Source organism: Chromobacterium sp. W521 (genome assembly GCF_052805975.1).
This window is the reverse complement of sequence record NZ_JBRBAF010000004.1, coordinates 92,765-106,164: the sequence shown is the minus strand read 5'-3', so window position 1 is coordinate 106,164 and position 13,400 is coordinate 92,765. Positions and strand designations below refer to the sequence as shown.

At 59.8% G+C, this 13,400-nt stretch carries 10 protein-coding genes and 1 pseudogene; 6 read left to right on the top strand and 5 right to left on the bottom strand.

What is annotated here, in order from left to right; genetic code table 11:
- Nucleotides 1–44: 44 nt before the first annotated feature.
- Nucleotides 45–779 carry a GntR family transcriptional regulator gene (locus ACUXV1_RS07010; protein ID WP_446014801.1) on the bottom strand — a complete coding sequence of 245 codons (735 nt, stop codon included), beginning with the start codon at nt 777–779 and terminating at the stop codon, nt 45–47.
- Between the two features lie 210 nt (nt 780–989).
- Here ACUXV1_RS07010 and ACUXV1_RS07005 point away from each other — a divergent pair, with 210 nt between their 5' ends.
- From ACUXV1_RS07005 to lysS, 3 genes are all read left to right on the top strand, one after another.
- Entirely contained in the window at nt 990–1,970 is a 981-nt protein-coding gene (locus tag ACUXV1_RS07005; protein ID WP_019103266.1) for a malate dehydrogenase, read from the top strand.
- Nucleotides 1,971–2,086: 116 nt separating this feature from the next.
- A protein-coding gene (prfB, locus tag ACUXV1_RS07000) for a peptide chain release factor 2 (RefSeq protein ID WP_114152232.1) occupies nt 2,087–3,191 on the top strand; the annotation gives its coding sequence in 2 pieces (ribosomal slippage) (nt 2,087–2,167 and nt 2,169–3,191; 1,104 coding nt in all).
- Between the two features lie 71 nt (nt 3,192–3,262).
- Nucleotides 3,263–4,768 (top strand): lysine--tRNA ligase, encoded by a 1,506-nt coding sequence (lysS, locus tag ACUXV1_RS06995; RefSeq protein WP_081554352.1) that lies wholly within the window; start codon nt 3,263–3,265, stop codon nt 4,766–4,768.
- A 163-nt stretch (nt 4,769–4,931) separates the two neighbouring features.
- Here the strand turns inward: lysS and ACUXV1_RS06990 are convergent.
- Nucleotides 4,932–5,157 (bottom strand): annotated as a pseudogene (locus tag ACUXV1_RS06990) (IS110 family transposase); the annotation flags it as partial.
- A gap of 583 nt (nt 5,158–5,740) precedes the next feature.
- On the opposite strand from ACUXV1_RS06990, the gene ACUXV1_RS06985 reads away from it, so the two are divergent.
- Together ACUXV1_RS06985 and ACUXV1_RS06980 are read left to right on the top strand one after the other, a co-directional pair.
- Nucleotides 5,741–6,166 (top strand): hypothetical protein, encoded by a 426-nt coding sequence (locus ACUXV1_RS06985; RefSeq protein ID WP_114151981.1) that lies wholly within the window; start codon nt 5,741–5,743, stop codon nt 6,164–6,166.
- A 797-nt stretch (nt 6,167–6,963) separates the two neighbouring features.
- Nucleotides 6,964–7,425, top strand: coding sequence for a hypothetical protein (locus ACUXV1_RS06980; protein ID WP_446014800.1), 462 nt, complete (start codon nt 6,964–6,966; stop codon nt 7,423–7,425).
- A gap of 8 nt (nt 7,426–7,433) precedes the next feature.
- On the opposite strand, the gene ACUXV1_RS06975 is transcribed toward ACUXV1_RS06980, so the two are convergent.
- Nucleotides 7,434–8,423, bottom strand: a complete 990-nt coding sequence (locus ACUXV1_RS06975) for an aldo/keto reductase (RefSeq protein WP_446014799.1) — start codon at nt 8,421–8,423, stop codon at nt 7,434–7,436.
- 103 nt (nt 8,424–8,526) lie between these two features.
- On the opposite strand from ACUXV1_RS06975, the gene ACUXV1_RS06970 reads away from it, so the two are divergent.
- Nucleotides 8,527–9,444, top strand: a complete 918-nt coding sequence (locus tag ACUXV1_RS06970) for a LysR family transcriptional regulator (RefSeq protein WP_446014798.1) — start codon at nt 8,527–8,529, stop codon at nt 9,442–9,444.
- A gap of 13 nt (nt 9,445–9,457) precedes the next feature.
- Here the strand turns inward: ACUXV1_RS06970 and ACUXV1_RS06965 are convergent, their stop codons facing one another.
- On the bottom strand, nt 9,458–10,399 hold the full coding sequence (locus ACUXV1_RS06965) for a sensor domain-containing diguanylate cyclase (protein ID WP_052370278.1): 942 nt from the start codon (nt 10,397–10,399) through the stop codon (nt 9,458–9,460).
- A gap of 31 nt (nt 10,400–10,430) precedes the next feature.
- A complete protein-coding gene (locus ACUXV1_RS06960) occupies nt 10,431–13,241 on the bottom strand; it encodes a bifunctional diguanylate cyclase/phosphodiesterase (protein WP_043632279.1) in 2,811 nt (936 codons plus the stop codon).
- Nucleotides 13,242–13,400: the final 159 nt, after the last annotated feature.

Here is a 13,400-nt window from a genome sequence, read left to right as displayed (position 1 = left end):
CGCCGCCGGCCCAGCCGTCCACGTCACGTCAAAAGCCCGCCGCGTCAAGCCCGGCGGGCGGTATAAGCCCAGTTGTGCGTCAAACAGTAACGCTGCCGCCACTCCAGCGGCACGCCCTCCATCGAGCCTGAAATCCGTATCAGGCTCAAGGCCGGCGCCTCGGCCACCATGCCGGTGACGCCGAGCAACGCGCTTTCCTCGCGCGGCAGCATCAGCGCGCGGAACTGCTCGCACAATACCTTCAAACGGATGCCGAAGCGCTGCTGCAGCGCCTGATACACCCCGGACGAACCGCGCAGCCAGCGCGCGTCCAGCCCTTCAAACTCGTCGGCCGGCAAGAAGGCCTCATCCACCGCGACCGGGATGCCGTGCCAGCGCCACAACTGCCGAACTCTCAATAAAGGCGCAGCGCGCCGCAATTGCAATGCCGCGGCCATGTCATCGCTGGCGTTGCCTCGCGAAATACCGAGGAACTCCCTCGCCAGATCGTCCGGCTGCTCATTGAACAGCCCCGGCGTCAGCAGCAGGCCTTCGCCCCATTCGCTGGGCGCCGGCGCCACGAAAGTGCCCCTGCCCTGCGCGCGATACAAAAGACCGTCGGCCACCAGTTCGCTCAAAGCCTTGCGCACCGTGCCCTGGCTTGCGCCCAACTCTTCCGCCAAATCCCATTCGCTGGGCAAGGCATCGTTTTCCTGCCACTCGCCATCGCCGATCCGTCGCAGCAACTGCTGTTTGATCTGGCTGTACAGCGGCTGTCTACGCAGCGGTCGATCTGTCATGTTCTCTGTTGTATCACCAAACAAATCAAGCGTAAATACAAGTCTTATATAAGATACAAGACTTTGTCGCCCCTATCAGCTTTTCTGATGAGGATTCCACCCCCACATTGGCTATACTCCGTGTTACACTCAGCCGCACAAAAGCATTCAATGCTGCAGAGCAACATCTGCATATCGTCATTATCGGATACATCAAAGGAGAGTCCGCCAATGAAAGCTCCCGTTCGCGTCGCCGTCACCGGCGCAGCCGGCCAAATCGGCTACAGTCTGCTGTTCCGCATTGCCAGCGGCGAAATGCTCGGCAAGGATCAACCGGTCATCCTGCAACTGCTGGACCTGCCGCAAGCTCAAACCGCCCTCAAGGGCGTGATGATGGAACTGGAAGACTGTGCCTTCCCCCTGCTGGCCGGCATGGTCGCCACCGACGATCCGAACGTGGCCTTCAAGGACGTCAAGGTCGCGCTGCTGGTAGGCGCCCGCCCGCGCAGCAAGGGCATGGAGCGCAAGGATCTGCTGGAAGCCAACGGCGCCATCTTCACGGTGCAGGGCAAGGCGCTGAACGACCACGCCGCTCGCGACGTGAAAGTGCTGGTTGTGGGCAACCCGGCCAACACCAACGCCTGGATCGCGATGAAGTCCGCTCCGGATCTGAATCCGAAAAACTTCACCGCCATGTTGCGTCTTGACCACAACCGCGCGCTGTCCCAGATCGCCGCCAAAACCGGCAAGCCGGTGGCCGCCATCGAGAAACTGGCGGTATGGGGCAACCACTCGCCGACCATGTACGCCGACTACCGCTTCGCCAGCATCGCCGGTCAGCCGGTCAAGGCCATGATCAACGACGAAGCCTGGAACCGCGACGTATTCCTGCCCACCGTGGGCAAACGCGGCGCCGCCATCATTGAAGCGCGAGGCCTTTCCTCCGCTGCTTCCGCAGCCAATGCCGCCATCGACCACGTCCACGACTGGGTGCTGGGCAGCAACGGCAAGTGGGTGACCATGGGCATTCCGTCCGACGGCTCCTACGGCATCCCGGAAGGCGTGATGTACGGCTTCCCGGTTGTATGCGAAAATGGCGAATACAAGATTGTGCAAGGTCTGGAAATCGACGAGTTCAGCCGCGAGCGGATGAACTTCACCCTGGCCGAACTGGAAGAAGAGCGCGCCGCCATCGCTCACCTGTTTGGCTGATCCATCCCAAGTCTTTTCAGCAAAAGCGCACCTTACGGTGCGCTTTTTTGTCTTTGATCAAGACCCGATTTCCCGACTGCCTATATTTAACAGACTGCTATTTGGAGTTGAGCATGATTGAAGTCGAAGTACTGAACCAAATCGCGGCCAAGATCGACGACCTGGCCACCCGTGGCGCCGATATCCGGGGGTATCTTTGACTACGACGGTAAAAAAGACCGTCTGGAAGAAGTATCCCGCCTGACCGAAGACCCGGATATCTGGAACGACCCCAAGCGCGCTCAGGAACTGGGCCGCGAGCGCAAACAGCTGGAAGACGTGGTGCTGGTGATCGACGAGATCAGCGCCATGGTCAGCGACAGCGCCGAACTGTTCGAGATGGGCCGCGCCGAAAACGACGACGACACCATCCTGGCCGTACAGGCCGATCTGGACACCGCCGAAGCCAAGCTCGCGCAGCTGGAATTCCGCCGGATGTTCCACGACCCGATGGACCCGAACAACTGCTTCCTGGATATCCAGGCCGGCGCCGGCGGCACCGAGGCCCAGGACTGGGCCGGCATGCTGCTGCGCATGTATATCCGCTACGCCGAACGCAAGGGCTTCAGCGTGGAAGTGCTGGAAGAATCCGAAGGCGAAGTGGCCGGCATCACCAGCGCCACACTGAAGATCAGCGGTGAATACGCCTACGGCTTGCTGCGCTCCGAAGTCGGCGTGCACCGCCTGGTGCGAGTGTCCCCGTTTGACTCCAACGCGCGTCGCCACACTTCGTTCTCCTCCGTCTTCGTCTATCCGGAAGTGGACGACAGCTTCGAGATCGACATCAATCCGGCCGATTTGCGCGTCGACACCTACCGCGCCTCCGGCGCCGGCGGTCAGCACATCAACAAAACCGACTCCGCCGTGCGCATCACCCACAATCCCACCGGGATCGTGGTGCAGTGCCAGAACGACCGCTCCCAGCACCGCAACCGCGACGAAGCGATGCAAATGCTGCGCGCCAAGCTGTACGAACTGGAACTGAAAAAGCGCAACGAGGCCAAACAGGCGCTGGAAGACACCAAGACCGATGTGGGCTGGGGTCATCAGATCCGCTCCTACGTCTTCGACCAGTCCCGAATCAAGGACCTGCGCACCAGCTACGAAGTGGGCAATATCAAGGGCGTCATGGACGGCGACCTGGACGGCTTCATCGAGGCCAGCCTGAAACAAGGCGTCTGAGCCTAAACTCGCTTAACCCGGTCGCCGCCCCGCGGCGGCCAACAGCCATTGCATTGAATTACGGAGTGAACATGTCTGAACACGAGCAAACATCGCCTAGCCAGGACGAAAACCAGATCATGGCGGAACGCCGCCAAAAGCTGAAAAGCATCCGCGAACAGCGTATCGCCTTCCCCAACGACTTCAAGCGCAGCCACTTCGCGCAAGTCCTGCAGGACGCTCACGCAGGCAAGGAAAAAGAAGCGCTGGAAGCCGAAAAGATCGAGGTTGCCGTCGCCGGCCGCATGATGTTGAAACGTGTGATGGGCAAGGCCAGCTTCGCCACGCTGCAAGACGGCAGCGGCCGCATTCAGGCCTACATCTCCAATGACGGAGTGGGCGAAGAACTGCACGCCGAGTTCAAGCACTGGGACTTGGGCGATATCGTCGCCGTCAAAGGCACCCTGTTCAAGACCAAGACCGGCGAACTGACGGTACAAGCCAGCGAAGTGCGCCTGCTGTCCAAGAACATCCGCCCGCTGCCGGAGAAATTCCACGGCATCACCGATCAGGAAACCAAGTACCGTCAGCGCTACGCCGACCTGATCATGAACGAAGACAGCCGCCAGACCTTCATCAAGCGTTCCAAAATCATCCAGAAGGTTCGCGACGTGATGGTGGGCGAAGGCTATCTGGAAGTGGAAACCCCGATGATGCACCCGATCCCGGGCGGCGCCGCGGCCAAGCCTTTCGTCACCCACCACAATGCGCTGGACATGCCCTTGTACCTGCGCATCGCGCCTGAGCTGTATCTGAAGCGCCTGGTAGTGGGCGGCCTGGAACGCGTGTTCGAGATCAACCGCAACTTCCGCAACGAGGGGATGAGCACCCGCCATAACCCCGAGTTCACCATGATCGAGTTCTACGAGGCCTATAGCGATTATCAGCGCATGATGGAGATGACCGAGACCATCATCCGCGAATGCGCGCTGGTATCCTGCGGTTCCACCACCGTCAGCTACCAAGGCAAGGAAGTGGATCTGGGCAAACCGTTCGACCGCTTCACCATCGTCGGCGCGATCAAGCACTACAACCCGCAGTACACCGACGCTCAACTGGCCGACGCGGCCTGGGTGGCCAGCGAGATCAAGCGCCTGGGCGGCAAGCTTCCTCCCGCGCCGGGCTTGGGCAGCCTGCAATTGGCGCTGTTTGAGGAATGTGCCGAAAGCCTGTTGTGGAACCCGACCTTCATCATCGACTACCCGGTGGAAGTGTCCCCGCTGGCGCGCGGCTCCGACAGCAAGCCGGGCCTGACCGAGCGTTTCGAACTGTTCATCGTCGGCCGCGAACACGCCAACGGCTACTCCGAGTTGAACGACCCGGAAGACCAAGCCGCGCGCTTCCTGTCCCAAGTGGCGCAGAAGGATGCCGGCGACGACGAGGCAATGCACTACGACGCCGACTACATCCGCGCGATGGAATACGGTCTGCCGCCCACCGGCGGCTGCGGCATCGGCATCGACCGTCTGGTCATGCTGCTGACCGACGCGCCGTCCATCCGCGACGTCATTCTGTTCCCGCAGATGCGTCCGGAATAAGCGTCCCAAGCCTCCACATTTGGGCTGTAGGTCAGCAGAGTTAATGGGATTTTTTTGCAAAAAGTGAGAAATCCATATTACTCGGCTCTAAAAAGGCTCCGCCACTGTGCGGGGCTTTTTTACGTCCAATCGCAAGCTCTCTTCAAACCTATTGCTGATTTTATTGTTGCTGCTCTTCCTTGATCAGGACGAAACGCGTATTGGGTCGGGAAACGGTCTCGCAGCTAACCGCCGCGTCGACGGCGTCATTCTTGCCTCGGCAGCCGAACATGCGATAAGGGCGACGAACTTGGACGCCATGATGCGGACGGTGTGCCCTTGGGCTTGGGGAACAGGCGGCCCCTGTCGTGGGCTCCAGACCAGGCCTCCATGCCAATCAGGCAGAGTGGGGGCTGCGTCACGATGGCGAGCAGCTGATCGCACGCATCTTGGGTTTGGCCAGAGCATACCTCCCCGACCGACCAATTTCATGCGATACGAATAAATTCTTGGCGATGTCGATACCTAAAGTGATAATAGGCATGGACTTCTCCGCCGAGGCGGATGCGGCGTGGAAACTTCATCGTGGCGGCTTCCGCCGCGACCTTGCGACGGAAAAGTCCCTTTCATTGCTTAGAACCTGTTCACGATCTGCTGCGCTGCGGCGATACAGCGTTAAAAACAAGCTCAAAATGCTCATGTACCACTCGTACATTCCGCTTTTTCACTCGTTTTCGCCTTGTCTCGCTCTGGCTCGCGAGACCGTGAACAGGGTCTTAGAGCGGCTAACAAAAATCAGTTTTACGACTGATGAGACAAGGCGCGCCGACGCAGGCAGTACTTGAGTACGGCAAGTCGGCGCAACGCAGCATCAGAAATTTTGTTAGCCACTCTTAGAGCACATTTTTCATCAGCCATGTGGCTATAGCCCGCGAGCTAGAGTCGCGATGTAAAAATGTCGACAGCCACATCTTAATAAAGACAGGAGAAACGATGAGCAGAATCAAATCGACATCATCTGAGTTACAGTCATTTCGATGGCTGTTCATCATTTCGGCACTCTGGAACTTCGCAGGGGCCATCCCCGGACTGCTCGATAGCGCCGGCATGTTTGCGCGTGAATTTGGACGTGAATTGACTGATCCAGTGTTGGTCGCTGTCTATAGAGGAGCATGGGGCACTGCGCTCCTATATGGATTCGGATTTTTGATGGTCGCATCCAACCCCATACGCCACACCGGCATCGTGTTTATGGGCGGCATTGGTAAGGCTCTGTTTGCACTAAACCTCTTATACATGCTTCAAAATGGATGGACATCAGACTTCGCCATACTTGTGGTCATTGGTGACGCATTCTTTGTGGCAGCCTTTGTCATGTACTTCGCCAGGCTGAAGAAACTTGGCGAGTCAATCATTTAACGACATCCCATAAGCCGGCAGAGGAAGACCCCGGGACAACTCACGCCAAAACGGCCCACCCGCGGCCAAAAACTGGGGTAGATGGGCTGCTGATAGTCCATTGGCGCTATATCTGTAAGCGATTGATTTGCCGTAACCGACGACAAGATTTTCACGGAGAGCGCAAATTTTGTAGGGCCTTTTCATGTAGCCGGCGCACTCGCGGGCTTGGCACATGAGCACGGAGATGAAAAACCATTACAAATAAATGGCCATATTTTTCACGAACGCTGTAAACCAACAACACGGCCAAGCCGCTCGCCAGATGGTGCGCGGCTTTTTTTATCCCCGCCCCGTACTACTATGCCCCAGCCGGGAAGCTGGCCATCTTAGCCGCTTAAGAAGCTGTTTACTATCTGCTGCGCTGCAGCGACACGGCGTTAAAAACAAGCTCAAAATACTCATGTCCCCCTCCACCATTCCGCTGTTTCGCTCGTTTTCGCCTTGTCTCGCCCTGGCTCGCGAGACTTTGAACAGGCTCTAAGAAAACGGAATGTATCCACGGTACAGCCCTTATTGCAAAAGGAGTTTCAACTTCCATCGCCGCAGCGCGGCAAACCTTGAGCTATTGCCGCATCCCATATTCAAACAGGCAATGGCGGTGTCGCCTCTCTCAAGTTCCAAACTGTGCGTTTTGTTTGCAAAACCCTTTTTCGCCAACAATCCACATAATTCAGCGCTTGAAATTCGCGCATGCGCAATAGTGCTGGCCGATATTGGCAGTACAACACTCGCTTGTACTATAAAAGGACACTGCCATGAAACACTTGTTCGTATTCGCTGCGCTTAGCGCCTCCGCCTGGCTCAGCGCCGCGCCGGCCCAGGCCGGCGTATCCATCAGCGTCGGAGAACCCGGATTTTACGGTCAGTTGAATATCGGCGGCTTCCCGGCGCCGGAGCTGATCTCGCCACAGCCAGTGATCATTCAGCCTGTCCCGGTGGCCATCGCACCAATTTATTTGCGGGTGCCGCCAGGGCATGCCAAGCACTGGGGCCGCTACTGCGGCCGCTACAACGCCTGTGGCAGGCCGGTGTATTTTGTCCGCGATGAATGGTATCGCCAGGTCTACGTGCCGCATTACCACGAAGTCCACCGCGGCCACGAGCATGAACGCGATCAGGATCGGCAGAAGGATCGCGACCACCGTGACTGGCACGACGATCACGACCATGGCCACGACCATGAGCGGGACCGCCGCGACTGGCAACGAGACCGCTAACACTAAGCTCAACGCTGAACTGTCGCCATCACCTCAGCCGCGTAGCGCAAACCGCTGACAGCCTCCGGTGGGAATACCGCGTCGATTTCCGCCACTTCCGCTGGGCTCAACTCCAACGCCAAAGCGCCCAGGTTGTCATCCAGATTACGAATGCGGCGCGCGCCGGGGATGGCGACGATATGCTCGCCGTGCGCCAATACCCAGGCCAGCGCCAATTGCGCCGGACTGCAGCCCTTGGCCTCGGCCAGGGCCTTCACCCGCTCCACCAGCGCCAGATTGCGGCGGAAATTCTCGCCGAGAAAACGCGGACTGCTCCGCCTGTAGTCGTCTGCGTCAAAGTCGTCCGGGCTTCGAATCGCTCCGGTCAGGAATCCGCGGCCCAAGGGACTGTAGGCGACGAAACCGATGCCCAGCTCCCGGCACAGAGCCAGCGTTTGCTGCTCCGGGTCCCGCGTCCACAACGAATATTCGCTTTGCAGCGCTTGGATGGGATGAATGGCGTGCGCGCGGCGCAAGGTGTCCGGCGCGGCTTCGGACAAGCCCAGATAACGAACCTTGCCCGCGCTGACCAACTCCGCCATCGCGCCCACGGTTTCCTCGATCGGCACCTGTGGATCCACGCGATGCAGGTAGTAAAGGTCGATAACGTCGATCCCCAGCCGCTTGAGGCTGCCCTCGCAGCTGCTGCGCACATACTCCGGCCGGCCGTTGACGCCGCGCGCGGCGGGATTGGCCGCGTTCATCACGATGCCGAACTTGGTGGCCAACACAACCTCCTGGCGACGCGACTTCAATACTTGCACCAACAACGCCTCATTGCGATAGGGGCCGTACATATCGGCGGTGTCTAGCAAATTGACGCCGCGATCCAGCGCGTGATTCAGCGTGCGCAGCGATTCCGCGTCGTCATGCGCGCCGTAAAAAGCGCTCATGCCCATGCAACCCAAGCCCAGCACGGAAACGGAAGGACCATTACGGCCCAGGGTTCGTTGCTTCATGTCTGCCATCTTTCATGATCGGTTGAGATGCCTGAAGCATATGCGCTTGCCGCCACCGGAAAAATAGGCTTAATCTGCATGTATTACGTAGAAAAACTTCACAATGACGCAAAACTCCCTGCATGCGCTGCAAGCTTTCCGCTTGATAGCCCGGCACGGCAGCTTCACCCGCGCAGCCGCCCAGCAAGAAATCACGCCCTCGGCCCTCAGCCAGACTCTGCGTCAGTTGGAGGCCCAATTGGGCGTGCGCCTATTGAACCGCACCACCCGCAAGGTTGGGCTCACCGAGGCAGGCCAAGCGCTGCTGGCGCGGATAACGCCGCTGCTGGAACAGCTGGATAGCGCGCTGGACGACACCCGCCAGTGGCAAGGACAGGTCAGCGGCACGCTGAAGCTGACCTTGCCTCACACCGCCGCCAGCCTGCTGCTGTATCCGCTGTTGCCCGGCTTCATGCGCGCGCACCCGCAACTGCGGCTGGAGCTGGACGTGAACAATCAATTGGTGGATATCGTGGAACGGGGCCTGGATGCCGGCCTGCGCTTTGGCGAGAGCCTGCAACAAGACATGCAGGCGGTGGCGGTCAGCGCTCCGCTGCGCTTCTGCGTGGCGGCAAGCGCTGGCTACCTGCAGGCGCGCGGCGCGCCCGAGCATCCGTCCCAATTGCGACAGCATGATTGCCTGCGCTATCGCTTCGCCAGCAGCGGCCAGATCTACCGCTGGCAATTCGTCGACGCAGGGCGGCCATTCGAAGTCTCGGTGCAAGGCCCGCTAACCGCCAACGACACCGCGGCGGCGCTGCATGTCGCGCTGGGCGGGCTCGGTCTTGTTTATTTGCCGCAAGCGATGGCTGCGCCTCATCTGGCCGACGGCAGCCTGGTGAGCGTGCTGGAGGCTTGGATGCCGCCTGCGGAGGCCTTTTACCTGTACTACCCCCACCACCTGCATCAGCCGGCAAAACTGCGAGTGTTCATCGACTACTTGAGACAGGCCATGGCCAGCCCCACGACAGCCGCTCACTGACAGCCCGCCGGCATCACCCCTCCCGGCAACAATTGCGCCCCGCCGCCTTGGCCCGATACAAGGCGACATCCGCGCGCTGAAGCAAAGCCTCCACTTCCAGACCGGGCTGAACACAAACATGGCCTATGCTCAGCGTCAACGGCACCGGCTGTTGCTGCCACTGCAGATTGGCGCTGGCGAGCCGCTGCCGGACGCGCTCCGCCAGCGCAGCGGCCTTGGCATGGTCGGCGTCCGGGGCCAACAGCAGGAACTCCTCCCCGCCCCAGCGCGAACAGATCAAGTCCGGAAACGCCTCGCGCAACAAACGCGTCGCTTCCACCAGCACATAGTCGCCGCCGTCATGGCCAAAACGGTCGTTCACCAGCTTAAAGTGATCGATATCGCACAGCAGCACGGCGAACGGCCGACGCGTCTGCAGCCATTGGAGCCAGGCGGACTCCAACTGGCGCACCGCCTCGCGGCGATTGATCAATCCGGTGAGAAAGTCCGTGCGCGACAGACGAGCGTTATCGTCCATCATGCACTTGAGGTCGTCCACATCGCGAAAGGTGACGATGTGCCAGTTAGGCAGCAGGTCGGCGTGCAGTTGGGCGGTGACGATGAACCAACGCAGCCGGCCGTCGGCGCAGCACACATGCACCGTCATCTCCGCCAGGTTGCGGCCCAGTGCCAGACTGTCCTTCACCGCCTGCAACCAGCTTTGCTCCACCTCCAAGCGGTAGACCGGATCGGGATAAGCCAAGCGGAACCAGGCCTCCATGTCCGGCATCTGTTCCAGCGTGTAACCTATCTGTTGCAGGAACGCTCGGTTGAGATAGCGATGGATGCGCTGGCCGGGCTGGTCCAGCTTGGTGCCAGACTCAGAAATCAGGATGGGAATAGGCACGAAGTCCAGGCTGCGCGACAACACTTCCTTGCCGATATCTACCGCATCGTCGCCAATCTTGAAAGTCATCAGCGCACTCCCGCCCCAGCCTTAGGCCATCTCACTCCTGCGGCAACAGGCTGTCCTGAGCCAGCAGTTTGACAAACTCATCCGCCGGCAGCGGCCGGGCGATCAAGTAGCCTTGTACGTACTCGCAGCCCTCGCGTTGCAGGAAGTGCCATTGCTCTATCGTCTCCACCCCTTCCGCCACCACCTTCATATTCAGGTTCTTGGCCATATTGATGATGGCGCGGGCAATCGCGGTGTCGTCGGCGTCGTGCGGGATGTCGCGCACGAAGGAGCGGTCGATCTTCAATTTATCCGCTTTGAAGCGCTTCAGGTAGGACAGGCTGGAATAGCCGGTGCCGAAGTCGTCGATGGACAGCTTCAACCCCATATTCTTCATATTGTCGATGGCCTGGATGGTGGCCATCGCGTCCTCCATCACCACGCTCTCGGTCACCTCGATGTCCAGCGCATGGCCGGGCAGGCCGTTGGCGGCCAGCGCCGAGGTGATCTGCTCGGCCAGATCGGACTGGCGGAACTGCAAGGCGGACAGATTGATGGCCAGAGTCAATTCCGGCAGGCCCTGGCTGCGCCAAGCGGCCAACTGGCGCGTGGCCTCGCCTATCACCCAGTTGCCGATCTGAACGATGAAACCGCGTTCTTCCGCCACTTCAATAAAGCGCACCGGCCCCAGCACGCCCAGTGACGGATGATTCCAGCGGATCAAGGCCTCCGCGCCGATGATGCGGCCGCTGGCCATTTCCACCTGCGGCTGATAGTGCAGCACGAACTCCTCGCGCTCCAGCGCAAAACGCAGCTGGCTTTCGATCGCCAGGATTTCGCGAGCGCGGGCGTTGAGGTCGGCGGTGTAGAACTTGTAACTGTTGCGGCCAGAAGATTTAGCGTGGTACATCGCCGCGTCGGCGTTGCGCACCAAAGTTTCGTAGTCGCGGCCATCGTCCGGATAAACGCTGATGCCTATCGACGGCGTGATGGTGATCACATGGTTGTGCAGTTCTATCGAGGCGGAGAAAGCATCGCGGATGCGCTCCGCCGCCAGCGCCGCTTCGCCGGGATCTGAAATCACCGGCAGCAAGACGATGAATTCGTCGCCGCCCTGACGCGCCAGCATCTCTCCCGGCCCCAGCACGCCCTTGATGCGGTCCGCCGCCACTTGCAGCAGGGTGTCGCCGGCAGTATGGCCCAGCGATTCGTTCACGGTCTTGAAGCGGTCCAGGTCCAGCAGCAACAGCGCCAGCCGCTCGTTGTCGCGGCCGGCATTGTGGATCGCCAGCTCCACCCGGTCCTGCATGTGCACGCGGTTGGGCAGGCTGGTCAATACGTCGAAATGTGCGAGGAACTGAATACGCTCGTCAGCCGCCTTGCGTTCGGTCAGGTCGCTGAAGATCGCCACATAGTGGGTGATTTCGCCCAGGCTGTTGCGCACCGCGTTGATCGCCAGCCATTCCGGGAACACCTCGCCGTTCTTGCGCCGGTTCCACAGCTCGCCCTGCCAGGAGCCGTGGTCGGCGATGGACTGCCACATCTGCTCGTAGAACGGCTGGTCGTGGCGGCCGGAGGACAGCACGCTGGTCTTCTGGCCCAGCACTTCATGCTGGGTGTAGCCGGTGATTTCGGTGAAGGCGCGGTTGACGCTGCGGATGCGCTTGTCCGCGTCGGTGATCATGATGCCTTCCACGGTGTTCTCGAACACCTTGGCCGCCAGTTGCACCCTCTCCTCCGCCGCGCGTTTCTCGGAGATGTCTCGCACCATGCGCCATACCGCGTTGATGCGGCCGAAGGCGTCGCGCATCGCCACAGTCTTGACGCTGACCGGCACCGGATTGCCGAAGCGGTTGATATAGGTGGCCTCGAACTCGTCGCAATAACCGAAACGCAGCACCTTGTTGTCCAGATTGAAGCGCTCCAGCGCCTCGCTCTCCGGCCCCACCAAAGTCCAGAAATTCTGCAGCTTGAGCTGATCCAGGCTGTAGCACATCAGGTTGAGGAAGGCGGGGTTGGCGTCTATCACCTGGCCGTCCAGCGAGCTGATCACGATGCCATCGAGGTTGGACCAAAACAACTCGCGGTATTTGTTCTCGGAGCGGCGCAGCGCGTCCTCCACCTCGCGGCGTCGGGAAATATCCGCCTCCAGCGCCAGCGTCTTGGCGCGCAGCTCGTCCAGCAAGCGCTTAAGCTCGGCTCGAGTCCATTCCAAATGCTTTCCGAGATGGCCGATCTCATCGCGGCGCTGCCATTCGAACGGCCGGTCCAGCTTGAGCTCGGCCAGCAAACGCGCCTGCTCGGTCAGCGCCTTCATCGGGCTGAGGAAACGCGAATGCAAAATGCTCATGATCAGCAGAATGGACAACACCAGTTGCGCCGCCAGAATCATCAGGATGTTCTTGATCTGGTTATTAAGCGCGATGGCGAGATGCTCATTATCGAATTCCAGCGTCACCTGGCCGATTTCCTCGCCGCGATAAATCACTGGTTTTTCCACAAAGGACACGCTGCCGATACGACGCTCCGCGCGTACCGAGGACAGGAATATCTGATTGGACTGGGTATCTGTGACGCGGATGGAAACCACCCGCGCGTCTTCCATCACCGAAGCGATCAAGGGATTGCCTGCCTGGCGGCTCAGGTTCCACAGGGGCTCCTGCATGCCCAGGGCCACGATGTCCAGCAGGCGTTTTTGATCGGTTTCCAGCTGGGCGGTCAGCGCGTCCCTTTGAATATTGAAACTCAGATAACTGATGATGGACGCGGGAATCAGCAAGCCCAGCACTACGGCGATGAGAAAGACAGCCCTAAGGGAGAGGCCGGTACTGGCTGTGGATTTATCGTCAGCGTGGTGTGCCATGTTTGCGTTTATTATCGCTCGCCATTAGCCGCAGGCAATTGAGCCCATGCGTCAGTTGTTCATATTTTCAAAAGTATACACCGGATAATCCCGGCAAAATGCTGGAATATTCACTAGTCATCGCCTTGTCAAGCACGGATCCGGCAAGCCTTTCCCCGG

Bases quoted from the DNA above. Each gene is read 5' to 3' on its own strand.
- ACUXV1_RS07010 (WP_446014801.1), bottom strand. From the start codon at position 779: ATGACAGATCGACCGCTGCGTAGACAGCCGCTGTACAGCCAGATCAAA.
- ACUXV1_RS07005 (WP_019103266.1), top strand. From the start codon at position 990: ATGAAAGCTCCCGTTCGCGTCGCCGTCACCGGCGCAGCCGGCCAAATC.
- lysS (WP_081554352.1), top strand. From the start codon at position 3,263: ATGTCTGAACACGAGCAAACATCGCCTAGCCAGGACGAAAACCAGATC.
- ACUXV1_RS06985 (WP_114151981.1), top strand. From the start codon at position 5,741: ATGAGCAGAATCAAATCGACATCATCTGAGTTACAGTCATTTCGATGG.
- ACUXV1_RS06980 (WP_446014800.1), top strand. From the start codon at position 6,964: ATGAAACACTTGTTCGTATTCGCTGCGCTTAGCGCCTCCGCCTGGCTC.
- ACUXV1_RS06975 (WP_446014799.1), bottom strand. From the start codon at position 8,423: ATGAAGCAACGAACCCTGGGCCGTAATGGTCCTTCCGTTTCCGTGCTG.
- ACUXV1_RS06970 (WP_446014798.1), top strand. From the start codon at position 8,527: ATGACGCAAAACTCCCTGCATGCGCTGCAAGCTTTCCGCTTGATAGCC.
- ACUXV1_RS06965 (WP_052370278.1), bottom strand. From the start codon at position 10,399: ATGACTTTCAAGATTGGCGACGATGCGGTAGATATCGGCAAGGAAGTG.
- ACUXV1_RS06960 (WP_043632279.1), bottom strand. From the start codon at position 13,241: ATGGCACACCACGCTGACGATAAATCCACAGCCAGTACCGGCCTCTCC.